Annotated in this window: 16 protein-coding genes; 9 read left to right on the top strand and 7 right to left on the bottom strand. The window is 46.9% G+C overall.

The genetic code is table 11. From position 1 onward, the window contains the following. Positions 1–72 precede the first annotated feature (72 nt). Positions 73–6,750: an S-layer homology domain-containing protein gene (locus tag AC1DSE_RS06885; RefSeq protein ID WP_477527524.1), complete on the top strand. Its 6,678-nt coding sequence runs from the start codon at positions 73–75 to the stop codon at positions 6,748–6,750. A gap of 69 nt (positions 6,751–6,819) precedes the next feature. Here the strand turns inward: AC1DSE_RS06885 and AC1DSE_RS06880 are convergent, their stop codons facing one another. Beyond that, positions 6,820–7,035, bottom strand: a complete 216-nt coding sequence (locus AC1DSE_RS06880; RefSeq protein WP_339207486.1) for a hypothetical protein — start codon at positions 7,033–7,035, stop codon at positions 6,820–6,822. Positions 7,036–7,191: 156 nt separating this feature from the next. On the opposite strand from AC1DSE_RS06880, the gene AC1DSE_RS06875 reads away from it, so the two are divergent. Next, positions 7,192–8,667 carry a sensor histidine kinase gene (locus AC1DSE_RS06875; RefSeq protein ID WP_477511569.1) on the top strand — a complete coding sequence of 492 codons (1,476 nt, stop codon included), beginning with the start codon at positions 7,192–7,194 and terminating at the stop codon, positions 8,665–8,667. Beyond that, positions 8,664–9,356: a response regulator transcription factor gene (locus tag AC1DSE_RS06870; protein WP_477511568.1), complete on the top strand. Its 693-nt coding sequence runs from the start codon at positions 8,664–8,666 to the stop codon at positions 9,354–9,356. The genes AC1DSE_RS06875 and AC1DSE_RS06870 overlap by 4 nt, the downstream gene beginning before the upstream one ends. A 37-nt stretch (positions 9,357–9,393) precedes the next feature. On the opposite strand, the gene AC1DSE_RS06865 is transcribed toward AC1DSE_RS06870, so the two are convergent. Continuing rightward, the gene (locus AC1DSE_RS06865; RefSeq protein WP_477511567.1) at positions 9,394–9,762 is read right to left on the bottom strand and encodes a SpoIIAA family protein; all 369 of its coding nucleotides are present in this window, start codon (positions 9,760–9,762) and stop codon (positions 9,394–9,396) included. 150 nt (positions 9,763–9,912) lie between these two features. On the opposite strand from AC1DSE_RS06865, the gene yunB reads away from it, so the two are divergent. Beyond that, positions 9,913–11,043, top strand: coding sequence for a sporulation protein YunB (yunB, locus tag AC1DSE_RS06860; protein ID WP_477511566.1), 1,131 nt, complete (start codon positions 9,913–9,915; stop codon positions 11,041–11,043). 68 nt (positions 11,044–11,111) lie between these two features. Here the strand turns inward: yunB and AC1DSE_RS06855 are convergent, their stop codons facing one another. Further along, complete coding sequence (locus AC1DSE_RS06855; RefSeq protein WP_477511565.1) at positions 11,112–12,167, bottom strand: M23 family metallopeptidase; 1,056 nt, start codon at positions 12,165–12,167, stop codon at positions 11,112–11,114. Positions 12,168–12,299: 132 nt separating this feature from the next. Between AC1DSE_RS06855 and lipA the strand changes: the two genes are divergently transcribed. Next, a complete protein-coding gene (gene lipA, locus AC1DSE_RS06850; protein WP_076271021.1) occupies positions 12,300–13,235 on the top strand; it encodes a lipoyl synthase in 936 nt (311 codons plus the stop codon). Positions 13,236–13,261: 26 nt separating this feature from the next. Further along, positions 13,262–13,996, top strand: a complete 735-nt coding sequence (locus AC1DSE_RS06845; RefSeq protein WP_477527523.1) for a YutD family protein — start codon at positions 13,262–13,264, stop codon at positions 13,994–13,996. 44 nt (positions 13,997–14,040) lie between these two features. Here AC1DSE_RS06845 and AC1DSE_RS06840 read toward each other — a convergent pair whose 3' ends face one another. Together AC1DSE_RS06840 and ylbJ are read right to left on the bottom strand one after the other, a co-directional pair. Further along, complete coding sequence (locus AC1DSE_RS06840) at positions 14,041–14,838, bottom strand: NAD kinase (RefSeq protein ID WP_076271022.1); 798 nt, start codon at positions 14,836–14,838, stop codon at positions 14,041–14,043. A 77-nt stretch (positions 14,839–14,915) separates the two neighbouring features. Further along, positions 14,916–15,935, bottom strand: coding sequence for a sporulation integral membrane protein YlbJ (gene ylbJ / locus AC1DSE_RS06835; protein WP_477511563.1), 1,020 nt, complete (start codon positions 15,933–15,935; stop codon positions 14,916–14,918). Between the two features lie 489 nt (positions 15,936–16,424). Here ylbJ and AC1DSE_RS06830 point away from each other — a divergent pair, with 489 nt between their 5' ends. Together AC1DSE_RS06830 and AC1DSE_RS06825 are read left to right on the top strand one after the other, a co-directional pair. After that, entirely contained in the window at positions 16,425–16,814 is a 390-nt protein-coding gene (locus AC1DSE_RS06830) for a globin domain-containing protein (RefSeq protein ID WP_076271024.1), read from the top strand. A 4-nt stretch (positions 16,815–16,818) separates the two neighbouring features. Beyond that, the gene (locus tag AC1DSE_RS06825) at positions 16,819–17,559 is read left to right on the top strand and encodes a DUF2225 domain-containing protein (protein WP_477511562.1); all 741 of its coding nucleotides are present in this window, start codon (positions 16,819–16,821) and stop codon (positions 17,557–17,559) included. Here AC1DSE_RS06825 and AC1DSE_RS06820 read toward each other — a convergent pair. Both AC1DSE_RS06820 and AC1DSE_RS06815 read right to left on the bottom strand, forming a co-directional pair. After that, entirely contained in the window at positions 17,556–17,798 is a 243-nt protein-coding gene (locus AC1DSE_RS06820; RefSeq protein ID WP_441879317.1) for a hypothetical protein, read from the bottom strand. The genes AC1DSE_RS06825 and AC1DSE_RS06820 overlap by 4 nt on opposite strands. Continuing rightward, positions 17,795–17,959 carry a YycC family protein gene (locus AC1DSE_RS06815; RefSeq protein WP_076271027.1) on the bottom strand — a complete coding sequence of 55 codons (165 nt, stop codon included), beginning with the start codon at positions 17,957–17,959 and terminating at the stop codon, positions 17,795–17,797. The genes AC1DSE_RS06820 and AC1DSE_RS06815 overlap by 4 nt, the downstream gene beginning before the upstream one ends. Before the next feature lie 112 nt (positions 17,960–18,071). On the opposite strand from AC1DSE_RS06815, the gene AC1DSE_RS06810 reads away from it, so the two are divergent. Continuing rightward, a partial coding sequence (locus AC1DSE_RS06810) for a gluzincin family metallopeptidase (RefSeq protein WP_477527522.1) occupies positions 18,072–18,952 on the top strand: 881 nt, incomplete at its 3' end.

Below are 18,952 nucleotides of genomic sequence, written 5' to 3'. Positions count from 1 at the left end.
AATGAAGGATTTACATAAGCGAGTGCTTCCGAGATGCGTTTGCACTTGTATACCTTTGGGGAGGTTTGTGCAATGAAACGTGCAAGGTCTATATTGGCATTCATGCTGGCGCTGCTGCTTATGCTTATGGCGGTTCCGGTCTATGCGGATGAGTTGGCAGTGGTATCGGAAGGCGGGGGGCAGCCCGAGGCGGCTGTGTCATCCGTAACGGAATCAACCTATGTTCGTATCCAGAACAAATGGCAAAGCAATTATTTGTATGAGGATGAAAATGGTATCGTACGGTACGGTTTTCCAAGCTATGAAGATGAGTCCTCGCAATGGCTCATCGAGGAGCATGATGGCAATAAGCGAATTCAAAACCGTGCAACCGGACATTACATTACGGTCTCAGAGGTTGGGAAGAGGCGCGATGCACTGACCAGCCGCGAGATAACGGAGAGTACGCTTGCAGACCAATGGACCATTCATGCGTCCAGCCGCGAGGGTTATGTGGTCATTAAAAGTGCAACTGTGCCGGAGAATGCCAATCTCGTTATTCATCAAGAGGATTTGCTCGGCTTTGCAGAAGTAAGCAATGACATCAATATAACATTCGAGAGTCCGCAGTGGGCGCTCGAGCCGGTGGAGTCTGCTGCTCCAATTCGTCTTGCCAACAAGTTCCGAGCAGGACAATATTTGTACGAGGGAGCTAATGGTTTCGTTGATTTTGGCGAGGTGCCTGCTGCGGATCGCAAATCTCATTGGGTGCTTGTCCCGGGAGCAACGCCGGATTCCTATCGGATTAAAAACCGTGCAACTGGTCATTACATTACGCAAGGAATAGACAAAGAGCCTATTAAAGCGATAGGGCTGGACAATACGAATAAAAGCGAGTGGCTGGTAGCTAACACAGCGGGTGGAGATTTTATCACCTTTCAGAACGTTGCAGCTTATCAGGAGGTTCCTTCGACCATTTACGTATTGAATACGCAGTTTCCTGATGACAAACATGTACGCTCGAACAGTTGGTCCGTCCTGGATCGAGACAATGCACACTGGCGAATAGAGCTGGCGCCGGATACGCAGCCATACCGTATCGTGAATTTTACAAATGAGAAGGTAGGTACTGCTTATTTGTATGAAGATGCTGGGCTGGCAAAGGTTGGCGCACTGACAACACAGGCAGGCCAGAAGTCATTTTACCAGTGGGTAAGGGAAGATTTTAACGGCAAAAAACGGCTGCGCAACCTAGCAACTGGTCATTATGTTACGCGTGCAGGAGTTAATGAGATCAGTGATCCGCTTAAGGTATCTTCATTAACGGAAAGCTCTGCAGAGGATCAATGGTCCTTTAGCAAATCAGCCATTTATGATGACTATCAAAGCATTCAGAGCTATGTTGGTCAAGGCGAATATTTGCATATTCAAGACAATACGGGCGCAGCCCAAGCAAGTGCAATTCAGCCAAATGAGAATGCGGCGCAATGGTTGTTTGAAGACCCGGCATTTAGCGGGGATGGCTCGCCGCAATATATTCGAATTCAGAATGAATGGCAAAATTTCTTCTTATATGAGGATGCAGCAGGACAGCTGAAATACGGCAATGTCTCTGAAGGCGATTATAAGGGACAATGGTTAGTTGAACGTTTTAACGGTCGCAAACGCATCCAGAATAGAGCAACAGGCCACTACATTAATTTGCAAAATATGAAGGATGGACGCATTGATGTGACTGAGGTAGCTGATGACTGGACGAGTGCGATTTGGGTCATCGAAGATGCCGGCGGCTCAAAGCTCATTCACAGCTTGCAGGATGCTAATGATGTTATTGGACAACAAAAGTATATTAGCTTGCAAAATCTGACGAAATACGCGGAATACGGCGTAATTAATCCAGGATGGGGAAGCCCTAAATGGAAGTTTATACCTGTGACAGACGCGGCGTTAACGAATGTAAGACTTAAGAACAAGCAAACCGGCAGTTATTTGTATGAAGTGACCGCTGAGGGTGATGATCAAGGCAAGGTTAAGTATGGTGATCTTCCAGAAACGGATCTTAGCTCAGTTTGGTTTTTGGAGCGCACGGGCGATGGACCGACCTCGGTGCGGCTGAAAAACCTCAAGACTGGCCACTATGTGTCAATGGAGCACGTAGGCGGGGATGTTGAAAAGGATGCCCCGACTCAGCAAATTATTGCACAAGGCGGCATTCACGAGAGCTGGGGCAGCGTGAAGTGGAACATGGAGCCTGGATCTTCTGATAAATTTGTAGTGCTGCGGAGTGGGTGGGCTCGTCATTTTCTATATTCAGATGGTGAGGGATATACGAAAGTGAGTAAGCTTGTTGCTGATTCGGATAGCGCACAATATGCAGTTGAGCCGCTAGCACTTCCAGCGAAACCTTTGCCAGAGGCTCCGATTCGTATAAAAAACAAGGCGAACGGCCAATTTTTATATGAAAACAATGGAGGAATTGTTCTTTATGGCAACTTGGCAGAGAACAACGGCTACAGTCATTGGATTATAGAGTCAGAGGGCGGGAAACAAAGGTTGAAAAACCGTGCTACAGGACATTACATGACAATGACCGGGGATTATGCCTTTATTGAGAGCAAGCAAGCCATTCAAGGCGATGCGTTCTTAGAGTGGGCAGTTGAAAGCACGCCGAGCGGTGCGGAATATATGATTCGCAGCTTGAATGGGAAATACGATGATGAGCTCATTCATGTTCAAAATAATGCAGGCTACGCAGAACGTGGATTGTACCCAGCATCATTTGGATCGGTGCAGTGGACGTTTGAGAGTGCGTCGGAGCAATTCGAGACGCCGCCAATGGGCGAGGAGAAGACGAATGACACGGCTACCCCAACATTTGACGACACGAACTATATTCGTATTAAAGAAAAGTCAGGCACAGGGTATTTATATGAAAACAGCGGCAAGGTGCTCAGCGGCTCAGTGAGGGCAGATAACGCGAGCTCCCAATGGCTGCTTCAGGATTTCAACGGCCGGAGGCTGTTGAAAAACAAAGCTACCGGACATTTATTGACGCTACATGCAGATGGTCTGGCGGCAATCGCAGGTGAGGCTAGAGGCATTGATGCGGCACAATGGACGATTGAGGATCGTGCTGGCTATAAACGGATTATAAATGCTACGCAGAAAGACGGATTGCTGCTGCTAACGGCTGGCAAGCTGCAATACGGTACGCCGAGTCAAGCGGATGAGGCACTTTGGCAGTTTGAGCCTGTTGCCTCCAATCAGCGATATGAAGCAGAGAACGCTTTTATGTCTGGCGGCATTAAAGTAAGTAAGGAGTTAACAGGCTTTAAAGGTGCTGGGTACGCTGGGAACTTCACTGAAACAGGAGATAAAATCAGCTTTACCGTTCATGCTGGGGCAGCAGGCAGCTATTTAACGGAGCTTAGTTACTTGAACGTCACCGATGCGCCAAGCCAGCTTAGCCTGTATGTGAATGGCATACGGATCAAACAAGTGGCGTTTAATGCAGCTGGAGAAAAACAAAGCTGGTCCGAAGCGGTTATTGAAATGCAGCTGCGCAGCGGAATTAATACGATTACGCTGCAAAAGGATTCAGCGGATTCAGGGCAAGTATGGCTGGGTAGCCTTCTAGTCAGACAAAGCATCGGCATTGCTTACCGCGGAGCGACAGTTCCATACATTACCTATGAAGCGGAACATGGATTAACGAACAGTGAGCTGATTGGACCGTCGCGCAGCTACCGTGAAATCGCTTCTGAGGCATCGGGCAGGCAGGCGGTTAAGCTGGTAGATGAAGGTGATTATGTACAATTTACATTAGCAAAGGCGGCTAATTCACTTGTGCTGCGTTATGTCATCCCAGACAGCGCAGACGGGGCTGGTCGAAACGAAACGTTAGGCCTCTACGTAAACGGAGAATTTAAGCAAAATTTAGAACTCAGCTCGAAGCATGGCTGGGAGTACGGCAGCTATCCATGGTCTAATGATCCAAAGCAGGGCAATGCACATCGTTTCTTCGATGAAATACATGCTTTGATCGGTGATATTCCCGCAGGAGCTACGATCCGTCTGCAGAAGAATGCGGAGAATGCGGCAGATTATTATGTTATTGACCTTGTCGATATGGAGCAGGTGGAAGGTCCGTTTGCAAAGCCTGATGGATTCCTGTCAGTTGCCGAATACGGAGCTGTACCTGGCGATGGCATTGATGATTCGGCAGCGTTCCATTCTGCAATGAATGCAGCCAAAGAACAAGGGAAAGGCGTATGGTTCCCTCAAGGGGTATTTGAGCTTAAGACTGATGTGATTGAATTGGATCAAATCACAATTCGCGGTGCAGGGATGTGGTATACATCGCTGATCGGTGCGAGGTTTATTGGCAAAGGCGCTAATATTGGCGTATATGATCTACTCATCGACGGCGACCTGAATATCCGTGATGATGAAGCGTTGACCCATGCTTTTTATGGCGGCTTCGGCAAAGGCTCGGTCATTCAGAATGTTTGGGTCGAGCATTCAAAAACAGGGTTATGGCTGTCCAAGGTAAGGGGCAGCGACGAAATAACGGATGGCCTGCATATGGTTGGCCTTCGTTTGCGCAATTTGATGGCCGATGGCATCAACTTCTCCGTAGGCACGAGCAATAGTGTGATGGAGCAATCGGATATCCGCTATCCAGGTGACGATGGTTTGGCGATGTGGTCGGCAGAAGGGCGCGCAAGCATTAACAATACGGCGCGTTTTAATACGGTGGCTTTGCCTTGGCTGGCCGATAACTTCGTTATTTTTGGCGGGCAAGACAATAAGCTTCAAGATAACATCGGTACAGATACAATTACGAACGGAGCGGGCATTGCCGTATCGACACGCTTTAATCCTGTGGCATTCAGCGGCACAACGGTAGTGGAGCGAAATACACTGATTCGTACAGGCAGCGCTGACTCTGCGTACAACATTAATCTAGGTGCGATCTGGATTTTTGCTGGCGAGAAGGATTTGAACGGCGAGGTCATTGTACGGGACAACGTCGCACTCGACAGTACGTATGCCGGTTTAATTGTACACGGCGGCGGATTCAGCATTGCTCATGTGAAGCTGCAAAATATCGTGCTTGACGGAATGGGTACAAACGGAATAGATGTGACAAGCGGGGTGTCGGGCAATATTCAGGTGGACAATGTGATTGTGCGTGGTGAGCGGATAGCGACACTAGCAAGCTCAAATGATCAATTATCGTTCACCGAGCAAAATGAAGGTTTTGCCAATCGTCCGAAGCCATTCCGCATAGCTCTTGAGAATGGCGATAGAGGACCGCTGTCGTTGACTGTGGGTGATACAAAAGCCATAAAGGTGTTTGATCAAGCAGGCGTCGATGTCACAGCGGATGCGATCATAACGATGGCCCAATCAGACATTGCAGCAATTAGTGAAGATAAACAGCTTAGTGCGCTAAAGATCGGCCAGACGACATTTACTGTGACTCATGGTTCGCAAAGCAGAATCTATACGCTGGAAGTGAAGGCGGTCGTTGTGCCAGAGGAAAGAAATGAAGGCAGCACTGGCGGTTCAGGTTCAGGCCAAATCGGCGGTGCGATTAATACAGCGCAAAATGACAGCAAGCTGAAGACAGATGCCGCAAGCAAGCTTGAGCGGATCATCTTCGCCAAAGGTGTGTTAACATCTAATGGAGAACTCTCCTTCTCCGCACAAGCTCTTCTTGACGCGCTTAAGAGCAGTCCAAATGCGGTAGTCGTCATGGAGCAGGGTACAGCGTCGTATGAGTTCCCGCTGGCGCTTGTAAACGGCGTTCTGGAGGAGGCAAAGCTTGCGAATAACGGCAAGCTAATTGTAACTTTCTCAATCAAGCCGGTTAGTCAACTGGTGCTTGATAACATTCGAGCTAAAGCCAAAGCCGCAGGCTTTGAGCTTGCAGGTGATCCTGTTGATTTTATTATTTCCGTCTCGGATKGAAGCACATCAGCAGAAGTACACAGCTTTGGCGGCAAATATGTGAAGCGTACGATGACAGTATACCGTAAACTGGATGCCAAAACAGCAACAGCGCTCGTATTTGATCCGGCAACGGGAGCTTTCCGTTACGTTCCGGCTTTGTTCCGATCAGCTGAAGGGAAAACAACTGTCACCATTTTGAGTACTAGCAACAGCAGCTATGTAGTCGCTTTAAATCCCAAAACTTTTGCAGACATTAGCAGCCACTGGGCAAAATCGAATATTGAGCTGCTCGCTTCCAAACAAATTGTGAGTGGTACAACGGCGTCGAGCTTTGCTCCTAACCGTACAGTTACGCGCGCCGAATTTGCGGCAATGCTTGTAAGAGCGCTTGGTCTTCAAAATAGTGGAGGCAAGCAGGCGTCGGCGTTCAGCGATGTTGCGCCGGGCGCTTGGTATGCGGATGCGATTGCAACAGCTGCAAGATTTGAACTGATTAAAGGCTTCGAGGACGGAACCTTCCGTCCGAATACGACCATTACGCGCGAGCAAATGGCAGTAATGGCAGCAAGCGCATTAAAATTTGCGGAAGCAGCAGGAGCTAATGTCAAGAAAGAAGTTAATGAAGCTGTCAGCTTTAAAGACGAAGCAGCTATACATGGCTGGGCGCTTGGTGCGGTTACTCGGGTTGCAGCAGCAGGTATATTGGAGGGCAAAGGGAATCAATCATTCCTGCCTCTAGATCTAGCAAGCCGCGCCGAAGCAGCAACGATGATCACACGGTTATTGCAGTTCGTAGAGCTGCTGGATAAGTAATATGCAATGAAAAACGGTGTCAACCTGTCCCGCGAGGGCTAACAGGGCGACACCGTTTTTTTGTATAACTTAGCGTTTTCTAAGTAGAAAAAACTCGCATTCTTTTCGGTTATGATAGGCAATATCGCTTACCCCCGATTGGGTCACAATCGTGCTATCATCAAACCGCACAACCAGCGAGCTGGCATCGATGAGCTGATTGTCTTGAAACACGCGAATGCGCTGCTGCAGTTCGATAACCTCTTCAAAGTCCTGATCGGTGCTGAGTCGTCGATTAATGGCCATATATACTCCTTTAATACGGAAAATGATTTCTTATAGTCTATCCCATGTTAGATCGTGTTGCAAAGTTGTCTTTGTTTCTCTTTGTCCCCTCAGGGCAACCTATGTTACATTGTATTCACGAAAAACGAATTGTCAAAAGGAGAAGGAGATACGAGTATGTCCATCCGCGTTCGGCTGCTATTGTCCTACAGCTGTATACTTATCGTTACGATCGTATTGTTTCTTGCCGCTGCTCTGCTCTTTGTGGTAGCGATAACAGGCGATGTGCGAAGCGTAAAGGACTTTTACAATATTCATTATTCCGTTAATCCATTGTCTGAGCAGGAGGAAACGATTTTCCTTGATCTAAAGTATTTGGCGAAAAATGAACCCGACTCGCTTCTTGATCCTACACTGCTCGATCAATATAATTACAAGCTTCGTTCGGTACAAGCGGAGCTGGTTATAAGAAAAGGCGACGAGGCGATATATTCGTCCTTGTCCGTAAAACAGCCCCAATTCATCACGTTTTTGCCTGACTATGAGATGGAAAACAATGCAATCCGCAACACCCTGCAAATAGGGGACCATTTTTATGCTTATGCGAAATTTGATTTTCGTTTTCCAGATCAATCCAAGGGAAGCGTGCTCGTTGTAAGGGAGCGCAGTCCATTTGCAGAGGTTGTTCGTACACTTTTGCCTATTATATTAGGCGTGCTGTTTATCGTGCTTTTGCTCATGAATATGCTGCTTTATTATTTTTTGACGCGCAGTATTATTAAGCCGCTTGATCTGCTTCGGAAGTCGACAGAGCGTATTAAGGAAGGCGATTTGGAGTTTGAGCTGCAAGCGGTAGGCAGCGATGAGATTGCAAGGTTAAGCGAAGCCTTTGAAGATATGAGAATGAAGCTGAAGCAATCGGTAGAGAAGCAGCTGCAATATGAGCAAAATCGCAAGGAGCTTGTCGCGAACATTACGCATGATCTGAAAACGCCGATTACTTCGATTAAAGCAAGCATTGAAGGCATTCGGGACGGTGTACCGGATACGAAGCAAAAGATGGAGCGTTATGTGAATACGATTTTGACGAAGGCCGAGCATATGGATCAACTGATTGACGAGCTGTTTCTTTACTCGAAGCTTGATTTGAAGCAGCTGCCATTTACATTCGAGGAAATCAGCTTGGGGCAATTCATAGAGGACTATGCCGAGGATTTGCATTTTGATTTGCAAGACAAAGGCGTTGCGCTGACCTGGGACATTGTTCATTCGGAATCTACCAATGTGCTTGCCGACCGAGATAAGCTGAAGCGGGTACTAACCAACATTATGGACAACGCCATGAAATTTATGTTGGACGAGCCAAAGCAAATAGCGATATCGCTTAGTGTGGAGACTGATTTTGTTAGATTAATGATTAGCGACAGCGGCTCAGGAATATCGGAGGAAGCTCTCCCGTTTATTTTTGAACGTTTTTTCCGCGAGGATCTCTCACGCAGCCAGCAGACTGGTGGAAGCGGCCTAGGACTTGCGATTACGAAACAAATTATCGAAGGGCATAACGGCAGCATTCATGCTGAGAGCAAGCTTGGAGCAGGAACTAGTATGATCATCAAGCTGCCGCTCGCGAGGAGCATAGGAGGACGAACATGACGAGAATTCTCATTATTGAAGATGAAGTGTCGATAGCTGAGGTGGAAAAGGATTATTTTGAGCTGCATGGTTTTTCTGCGGACATATGCTTAACAGGAACAGAGGGGCTCCGCGCTGCTGTAGAAGGTGAATATGATTTGATCGTACTAGATTTGCAGCTGCCAGGCATGGATGGGTATGAGATTTGTCGTCAAATCCGTGCAGTAAAGGAGGTTCCTATCCTTATCGTATCTGCCAAAAAAGAAGAGATCGATAAAATTCGCGGGTTAAGCTTAGGGGCGGATGATTATATAACGAAGCCGTTTAGTCCAAGTGAGCTGGTCGCCCGGGCGAAAGCACATTTGCAGCGCTACAAGCGATTGATGGGAAACCGCGATACCAAAGCCTCAAATAAGATCCAAATACGCGGCTTGCAGATTGATACCTCATCCCGGCGCGTTTACGTCAACGACCAAGAGGTGCAGTTCACGACAAAGGAATTTGATCTGCTGTCCTTTCTAGCGTTGAACCCCAATCATGTATTCAGCAAGCAAGAGCTGTTTGAGCAGCTGTGGGGGATGGATTCACTGGGCGAGATTGCGACGGTAACCGTTCATATTCGCAGGTTAAGAGAAAAAATAGAAGCGGATCCTTCGAATCCGCAATATATTGAAACCATTTGGGGCGCAGGGTATCGGCTCACGATTTAGACGGATTAAATAGACTATTCCGGTACGCTATAGTTATTTAATTATTTAACCAGTGGAAGGCTTGTTCAGCATCACTAAAAAATTGTACAGACGGTTTGGTATTGGTTTGCTGCAAGTGATTCAGAATTTCACCATCTTCCAAGAGGAATGCGATGGCTTTGCTATGACTCAAAATGCTTTCATTAAAAAATTTATCTTTCCATGCTTTTTGAACCGAAAAATGGTCGGGTGTATAGCCTTTTCGATCCACTAACAAACGGTATTTTCGCCCCTCTTTAATGAATGGCTGACACACCTGCTCGAAACCATTAAACCAGTCATTAACGTCATCTGTGCTTATTTTTCCAATCAGACGAGTAACAATTAAATCTCCTGAAACGGTTGTGCTAATATTGCGTTCACTCAACTAGATTCATCTCCCTTAGTTACAATTATGTATATCGTTTCCATAATGTCAATAAGGCTGCAACTTGCTGAGGTCGTCTTCTTTTTTGACCAAGTTCTGCATAAGTATGGGTAATAAAGAGTGTGCAGCTTGGTGCGGGAGGGGATCGGATTGGCGAAATGGGGAAGGCGAGGCTGGCATTTTCGAGGATTTGGCGGCAGCCGTATGCAGCTTTGGTCTGGCCGTCCATTCTCTAAAGTAAAATCAGTCACTTGGGGCAGTCGTGGGAGCTCAGCTTCATCAAGGCCAGCACCAAAGAAATGGGGTTCAGGAGCTCGTTCAAGCGCAAGCAGCGGAAAATGGGGCATTAGGCGTCCAGCAGTAAAATACAGCAGCAGCCGAAGCAGCGGCAATGGCGGATCAGGCGGCATTTGGGGCTCTCGCCCTGCAAAGCCTCGTATAAGACGACGCACAATCTTTATTATAGCCCTGCTTGTTTTTATGGTTTTTTCGATCCAATCCTTTGTCTATATTGAGAAAAATTTGCGGCCGCCGCTGATGAATATAGCGAAAATCAGAGTAAAGCAAATCGCCACGCAGGCTATCAATAAAGCGATAACCGAGCAGGTAGCGAGCCGATCGGACAGCAGTAACCTTATTGACTGGAAGATGAACAGCAATGGGAAAATATCTGGTTTCATGCTTAATTACGCGGAGCATATGAAAATTACATCGCAAACGATAAACACCGTACAAAATACATTAAATGAAATGAAGGATATACCGGAGCATATTCCGATCGGGCATGCGCTCAATAGTGCAATTATTTCCTCATACGGACCAAGAGTACCCGTCAAATTCGAGCCGGTTGGGGCTGTTAAGGTAGATCTTAGCACACGTCAGAAGGATGCCGGCATCAATATGATTTTGGTTGAGGTATACATTCGCATAATAGCGGAGGTTACGATCATTATTCCGTTTGATACCGAGCCGGAGCTGGTCGAAACGGATATCCCGATTTCATATTTGCTAGTAGTTGGCGACGTGCCGATGTACTATTACGACAATACGGGCAAACCTGTAGGCGAGTCGGCTGCGCAGGCGCCAAACATTTCGGTTCCGCTCGGCGAAGGTGCGGGAGGCGGAGTTACATCCAGTCCGCAAAACAACAATAATGGAGAGTCTTCAGGCACTGGAGCCTCTAATACAGGACCGTCAACAGAAGCAACGAACGAAGGCACTAATCATTCTAAAGGTTCTAACCAAGGATCAAATAGTTCGGGCAATTCATCCTCTGAATAGCATACATATAAAAACGACTTTATTGTCTTCAGCAAAGAGGACGATAAAGTCGTTTTATATTTTTTGCTTTAATTTCCGGAACGCATTCGTTTACGCTCGGCTTGCTCCCAGCGGCGCAGCATCGGATATGGATCAAACGACCATTCAATTAAACCGCGGTCGCTGTATACGCCATAATGCAGGTGAGGAGGAAACTTTCCCTGCGTCCCGGGTTTGCCGTAACCAGAGCTTCCTACCCATCCAACAACCTGTCCAGGCTTTACGACATCGCCTATATTAACGGTTTTGTCAAAGCCGGACAAATGTGCGTAATAGTGGTAAAAATTGTTTAGATCACGAATGCCAATTCTCCATCCGCCGTATGGATTCCAGCCCTGCACCTCAACAATGCCATAACAGGTGCTCCGAACAGGGACACCATGCCTTACGAAAATGTCGGTACCTTCATGGGTACGCCTGCCGCCCCAGCTTCGCCCGGTTCCCCAGGTGCTGTTATAGGCATAATGAGTGCTGATAGGCAGCGGGAATGCATGCTCGAACAAATCAAGCTGGCCAAATGCTTCATAGATTCGGGCGAACTGCTGGATGCGCTGCACTGAACGATTATTTTGATAATACTCCCAAAGTCCGATTGCGAAATCATCATTGGAGATACCGTACGCGGCAACGCGGCTAACAAGTGAATAGAGAAGATCGATGTCGCTTGTTCGTTCCGCTTGTCCATTCCCGTCACCATCACGGCCAATCCCGTTAAAAAAGTTGATCGATACCGGCGAGCTGTCATCCGTATTCGGATTGAGCGGGCCGACCCAGCGTTCCTGGTCGATAAACACGCCAACGGTGTTACCAAGCATTGGACGAGCCTTTGGACGTGCTTTAGACATGGATCGCTCATACTGATCGATGGCTGCGATCCAGAACCAAGGCACTTCGGTAAATAAGCTTAATTTGTCATACAACCCTCTTCTAACGGAAAAGGGATCGGTCTCAGCATTGACTGTTTGCTCATGGGCCTTATCAGTTTGTTGTTTGACAGCAGGAGCTGCTCTTACAGAACTGACGGGCGTGACAATGAACAGAGAAGCTGCGGTTATTGCTGCAACAATAGGAATAGTCAGTTTCAAACGTCTCACCCTTCCAAAAGCATGACGGTTATAACGTTATGTTTTGCAAATCATTGGTTTTTATACGAAACATGTTATAATAAACGCATGAGTTTAGGAATTATAAATGAACTTGAAAGCAGGTAATCCCTAATGAAACAACAAGAAACACTCAAAAAGCCTGATTGGCTTCGAATAAAATTAGCGACAGACGGTAACTTTGCCGAAATTAAAAATATGATGCGCTCAAAAACGCTACATACGGTTTGTGAGGAAGCACGTTGCCCAAACATTTATGAATGCTGGTCGAATCGAACAGCCACATTTATGATATTGGGTGATATTTGCACGCGCGCTTGCCGTTTTTGTGCGGTTAAGACAGGTATGCCGACTGAACTGGATTTGGACGAACCAGAACGGGTAGCAGAGGCAGCAGAGCAAATGAATCTTCAGCACTGTGTTGTTACATCGGTTGCTCGTGACGATCTTAAGGATGGCGGCGCATCCATATTTGCAGCTACTGTACATGCGATTCGCAAACGTATGCCGTTTTGCCGAGTTGAAGTGCTTATTCCTGACTTCTTGGGAAATAAAGATGCGCTTCAAATTGTAATGGATGCAAATCCGGATATTCTAAATCATAACGTCGAAACGGTGGAGCGGCTTTCGGATCGTGTTCGTGCCAAAGCCAAATACAGCCGTACGATGGAGCTGTTGAAGCGCGCCAAAGAAATGAAGCCTAAGATTCCAACCAAATCGAGCATTATGCTTGGCGTAGGTGAGGAATGGGATGAAATTTTGCAGACGATGGATGATCTTCGCGCAAACGATGTAAATATTTTGACATTAGGTCAATACTTGCAGCCAACGCCGAAACATTTAAAGGTCGTACGTTATGTCCACCCAGACGAATTTGCAAAACTAAAAGAAGAAGGGCTGAAGCGCGGTTTTAGGCATGTAGAATCGGCACCATTAGTACGCAGCTCTTATCATGCACATGAGCAGACCGATTCGGCACACGCAGCAATGGCAGCGGAAGCCGAAGCGAGCCGTGAGATTTCTTCCGGTGCTTGCTCGAGCAGCTTGTAACTGACGCTCAAGATGAGGTGGAAAATATGGCTTTGATTCATATCGGCGGAAAATCTTATGAAATTGTGCTTGAAAATAGGAATGGCTGGAATCCTGAAGCATTTCGTGATCGATACAGCGAAGTACTTGAGCGCTACGATTATATTGTTGGTGACTGGGGCTATAGCCAGCTGCGGCTGAAAGGTTTTTTTCGTGACAGCCATCAGAAAGCTACGAAGGAAAGCAATCTATCTGGCATGCCGGATTACATCAATGAGTATTGCAACTTTGGCTGCGCTTATTTTATTTTAGAAAAAACAAACAGTACCGTTCGTGAGCCAGACGACTATGACTTGGATGCAGACGAAGAGCGTCCGCGTATAGAAGCAGCTGATCTTCTTGCAGCAGCTGCCGGTTTTGTGGATATTTCTGAAGGTCTTGAACATGATGAGGTTGCGAGTGCAAAGGAAGAAAGCGCCGCTCCAACACATGAAAGGCATACTCGCAATCACACAAGGGAAAATCGCCATAGAAGCTCCAATCGCAATAAAAACGACGCGGATAAAGGCAACGACAGCGCGAATAGTGCTGGCGAAGGTAAAAATAGCAGCGAGCAGCAGCAGGGCAGTGGGAAACGTGAGCAGCAACAGCAGCGTAAAGGCGGCTATAAAGGCAATAACGATAACCGCTCCAAGAAACCGTTCCGCCTTGCAGCCAATGAAACCGCGGCTTCATCTGCAGAAACGAATCGACCAAACAAAAAAGACACAGAGCGCGTATAATACGCTCTGTGTCTTTTTTTGGTTTTAAATGATGGTAACAAATCTTATCGGACGTCGTAACCAAGGAATGCTTCACGTACTCGGTTCCAGAAAGGAAACGGCCGATATCGTGCAAAGCTTACTTTACGGCTGGATACACTGCAGCGGATGGAACGAATATCGCTGCTCATGATGCTGATGTGATCAATTGCGAGCTGCAGCCGCTGCTCTTTCTTAGAGATAATATCGCAGTGATGATGCTGCGGCAGCAGCACGGATGATCCAAGTGTACGATATACACGATTATTGATCGAAGCGATTTCCGCAATTTGCAGCGATTCTATCGATGGATGGACAATCGCTCCACCTAAGCTTTTGTTATACGCGGTGCTTCCCGAAGGGGTCGAAATGACAATGCCGTCACCGCGGAACATTTCAAACATCTCATCATTTATATTGATTTGGGCGACGAGCGTTCCGTCAACGCCTTTTAATGTGAATTCATTTAATGATAAGTAATGACGGGTCTCGCTTGGTGTCTCAACTTCAATCTCGGCAAGTGGATACCTAACGATTCGTGGTGTTTCCTCTGCCATCATTGCGACGAGATCTTCAAGCTCGTCTGCCTTCCAGTCGGCATAAAATCCAAGATGGCCGGTGTGAATGCCGACAAATGCAACATTCGTAATTTGATCTACATATTTATGAAAAGCGAGGAGCAGTGTTCCGTCACCTCCGATGGATATAACGATTTCCGGTGATTCATCATTCCGAGTGAAGCCTCGCTCCCCGGCTAGTTTATGAAATTTTTCTGCTAACGATTTAGATAGATCATCGCCTCGATCAATTACCGCATACTTCAAAAGTAAATCTCCTTCCGATCTCCATAGTACTTAAGATGATAAAGGAAATTGTGTTTAAATTCAATGAGCGGCTCTAATCATGGCCCAAGCCACCCCCATAACAAGTAAACGAGAGTCATTGCAATTAAACCATGAACCATTCTAGCTATAAAAAAAGGACGATAGCGCAAATCTGTTTTGCTGAGCAGGCTTGCTACTTGGGCATGGACTGATAAGCCGCCCCAAGAGAGCACCCAAGCAGCGATTGCAGCTTGATGCATGAGTCCAGTACCAGCTGTACCTGCCGAACGAGAGCCTAATGTGACCTCGAACAATCCGAATATCCCAGCGTCTGCAAGCGGCTTAGGCAGGCCGATTAAACCAAACAAAAATCGCAGAGCTTCAGCCATCGCCTCAATGATGCCTGCATGCGTCAGCATCTCCATCACGACGGAGAAAAAAACGACGAGTCCGCCAACGACGATCATTAGCCGCAGCGCCGATTGAATTGAATCCTGCAGCAGCCGTCCTAGTCCGCGCCCATCCAGCAATCGAGCCTCATGCATCGCCTTGAGTGCTTCGGAGATGCGAGAGGGCCGTCGTTTTCTGAACCCCTCCCTTGCAATCACCGTTTTTTTGGTTCCAGATGAAGGGGCATGTCTATCGTGAAAGCGCATGAGAAGACCGATAAGAAGACCGCCTCCGTAGTGCGCAGCAGCGAGTATAGGAGCAATCGCTACATTTTGGAAGAAACCAACGGACACGGCACCAATTAGGAAAATAGGATCAGAAGTAGTCGTAAAGGCAACAAGCCGCTCACCCTCTGCTCGGTTAACGAGCCGCTGCTCAAAGAGCTGTGCTGTTAGCTTTGCGCCTACCGGATAACCGGAAATGTAACCCATTGTCACGACAAAACCCCCGATGCCGGGAAGCCGAAATATAGGTCTCATGAGCGGATCAAGCAGCTTGCCGAAAAAATGTACAATACCGAAGCCGAGCAGCAATTCCGATATGACGAAGAAAGGGAACAACGCTGGAAAAAGCACCTCCCACCAAATAGATAGCCCACGGAGCGAGGAGTGAAGGGTTTCTGTAGGAAAGACAGTCATTAAAAGCATGATTATAATTGCGCCAAGCGCGGTTATAGATAAGGGATGAATGATCGTTCGCAGCAGATAGACCGCCTCCTCAAATAATTAGAAAGGGGAGCCGAGCAGATGCCATAAGATGCTGTACAACCCCTCCTAAACGTATATGTAGGAATAAGGATATCCATCACTGGATATGCTTTAAAAATAATTAAGTTTGACAAAGAAAACGCTTGCAAAACGCTGGATTCCTGTTTTTTTTATGGTACAATGGAATTACCTTTGAAACGGTTGGAGTGATGGGTATGAGTATAATCGCTGGCATCTTGGTCTGTGCTTTCGTCTATGTCATTCGAGAATCTCTTACAGCACCAGGGGAAGAGGACTATGAAGGTTGATGGGTAATACGCACTATATGATGAGCCCCGGATAAGCATCCCGCGGGCTTTTTTTTGTTAAGTCCGTACTTTTATTTGTGATATAATACTAAATACCTACACAATGGAGATGAATTTGACGATGAATAGGAATATAAGCCTTTATGAGGCTTTAGGTGGATCTGAGACTTTAAGGCTGATTGTTAACTCTTTTTATCCTAAGGTACAAGCCCATCCGTTAATTGGGCCTTTGTTCCCGCAAGATATTGATCCTGTTATAGAAAAACAATATTTATTTTTGACGCAATTTTTTGGCGGGCCTTCTTTATATTCTGATGAATATGGACATCCAATGATGAGAGCAAGACATATGCATTTTCCAATAACCCCTGAACATGCTGGCGCATGGCTTGACTGCATGCAAAGAGCATTGCAAGAGGTAGGCATAAATGACGAGCTGCAAGAGATCGTTATCAACAGACTATCCGGACCTGCACACCACTTTGTAAACACATCTGAAGAGGAGACGTGATTGTATGGAACCGCTCTACCTATCCAAAATCATATGCATTTGCTGTGAAAAGACTTTTATGACTTCGCGCGTTAGACCAAGCTTCAAAAGAGCAGCTAGAATGGACTCTGACTTTTGCGGATATTATAAAACGGACGTAAACCCTGATTATTATGTTGTACGGGTTTGTCCTAATTGCGGCTTTGCCTCAACTGAGAACGGGATGGAGCGGTTGAATGATCGGCAAAAAAAGAAATATCATGATGAAATCGGAATGCATTGGAACAATCAAGATTATGGCGGGGAGCGCGATCTGAAGAAGGCGATGGCCAGCTACAAGCTAGCGCTTTTATCAGCCCAAGCCATTGACGAGAAGGATCGCGTGCTTGCTGGTATTTTGCATCACATTGCTTGGCTGTATCGTTATGAAGACAATCAGAAAGACGAGAAACGATTTCTTACGTTTGCACTTCAAGCCTATATTCGTGTATATGAGGCAGAGGGTGTTGCGCTTAACAATGCGAAGCTAATGTTTTTAATAGGGGAGCTGAATCGTCGTATCGGAGAATTAAACGATGCTGTACGTTGGTTTTCCCGCGTGGTGAATGATAAAAAAATCGTGGATGCTGCAATGATTCGTGCGAGCCGCGAACAGTGGCAGCTTATACGCGAGGAGATGGAAGCCAGATCGAAACATGCATCCGGCAACACTTCTCCTGACGATGGCACAGATTTATTGAAGCAGTCGGTCTCTTCTTCCGCTTAGCGGAGCGCCTTTTTTAGAACACGGTTTGTCAGCAAATAATCGCGGTCTGCATCAACAATAGTCACTTTATTATGGCAGCAAGGGAAAACGAGCAATCGTTTCGTACCGTCTTGTATGTCTTGGAGCTCTTCTGGTTTTATTGGAAGCAGCACGTTTTCTGCATGGCAGAAGGGACAGCTCGATACATAAAGGTCGCCCATAATAATGTCATAAGGCCATGCTTTTTCGAACGGAATCATGATTTGTTTTCGCTCTCAGGTGCAGCGTTAGGCTTAGCAAGCTCGGCGAGCTTTTGCAATAATATATGGCGCGGCATATGCATTAAGTGCTCTATTGGGACGCCAAGCTGCTCGGAAAGCTTAACAGCTGTATCAGCAGAAATCTGCAACGGTTTAGACATGGTGTAATTCCTCCAATCTGGATATAATTAAGTTATACACTGCCGAGAAGGTTTGCGCAAATAAAAACGCGGCCGCATCTTGGCTTTTTTTATGGAAGAGAGGATGAGAGCAATGAATACGGGATATCCGCAAAGTTGGGATTTAGAAGTTTTTTATGAGGGTGGCTCAAGCTCAGCAGCGTTCTTGCAGGAGCTGAAGGGCATGGATGAGGACATTGAGAAGCTCGATGCCGCACTTTTAACGGAAGCAAGCATTGGAGCTTCTGAAATTGCGGCGATGACGGAGCTGCTGCAAAGCATCATCATTAGGCTGCGTGAAACAGAGTCGTTTGTTTCATGCTTGTTGGCTCAGAATATGCGAGACACAGCCGCGAACTCACAAAGCGATCGCGTAAAGACGCTTGCTGCGAAGTTTCTAGGGGTGCTTACCCGCTTTGACAACGTACTGCGAGGTCTTGATGATAGTGAATGGGAAAAGCTGCTGACGCACCCACAGCTCGCTGAGGTAGCGTTCAGCCTAACTGAACGCCGCGAGCTTGCAAAGCAGAAAATGGCTCCTGAGCTGGAAGCGTTGGCTGGAGATTTAGCGGTAGACGGTTACCATGGCTGGGGCGATTATTACAACGTCATTGTATCCAGAGCGAAATTTAACGATGTAGGAAAAGACGGGGAGAAAAAAGTTTTATCCGCTGGTCAAATGCATAACCGCTTATCCGATGGAGACCGCAATGTTCGGAAGGCTGCATTCACAGAGTGGGAGAGGGAATGGGCAGAGCAGGCGGATTTATGTGCAGAGACGTTAAACCGAATTTCAGGCTTTCGTTTAAAGCTGTACGACAAGCGCGGCTGGGATTCGGTGCTGCAGGAGCCGCTGCAAATGAACCGGATGAGCGAAGCTACACTGCAAGCGATGTGGTCTGCAATCCAAGAAAGCAAACAGGTGCTAGTTCGTTATTTAGATCGTAAAGCGAAGCTGCTTGGTGTGGAGAAGCT

It is taken from the genome of Paenibacillus sp. 01L418 (assembly GCF_056400045.1).
This window is presented reverse-complemented; position numbering and strand designations above follow the sequence as displayed.

What these genes read in the sequence shown, in the direction of transcription:
- lipA (WP_076271021.1), top strand. Translation starts at nt 12,300, where the DNA reads ATGAAACAACAAGAAACACTCAAAAAGCCTGATTGGCTTCGAATAAAA.
- AC1DSE_RS06870 (WP_477511568.1), top strand. Translation starts at nt 8,664, where the DNA reads ATGACGAGAATTCTCATTATTGAAGATGAAGTGTCGATAGCTGAGGTG.
- AC1DSE_RS06875 (WP_477511569.1), top strand. Translation starts at nt 7,192, where the DNA reads ATGTCCATCCGCGTTCGGCTGCTATTGTCCTACAGCTGTATACTTATC.
- ylbJ (WP_477511563.1), bottom strand. Translation starts at nt 15,935, where the DNA reads ATGCTTTTAATGACTGTCTTTCCTACAGAAACCCTTCACTCCTCGCTC.
- AC1DSE_RS06825 (WP_477511562.1), top strand. Translation starts at nt 16,819, where the DNA reads ATGGAACCGCTCTACCTATCCAAAATCATATGCATTTGCTGTGAAAAG.
- AC1DSE_RS06815 (WP_076271027.1), bottom strand. Translation starts at nt 17,959, where the DNA reads ATGTCTAAACCGTTGCAGATTTCTGCTGATACAGCTGTTAAGCTTTCC.
- AC1DSE_RS06830 (WP_076271024.1), top strand. Translation starts at nt 16,425, where the DNA reads ATGAATAGGAATATAAGCCTTTATGAGGCTTTAGGTGGATCTGAGACT.
- AC1DSE_RS06880 (WP_339207486.1), bottom strand. Translation starts at nt 7,035, where the DNA reads ATGGCCATTAATCGACGACTCAGCACCGATCAGGACTTTGAAGAGGTT.
- AC1DSE_RS06820 (WP_441879317.1), bottom strand. Translation starts at nt 17,798, where the DNA reads ATGATTCCGTTCGAAAAAGCATGGCCTTATGACATTATTATGGGCGAC.
- AC1DSE_RS06845 (WP_477527523.1), top strand. Translation starts at nt 13,262, where the DNA reads ATGGCTTTGATTCATATCGGCGGAAAATCTTATGAAATTGTGCTTGAA.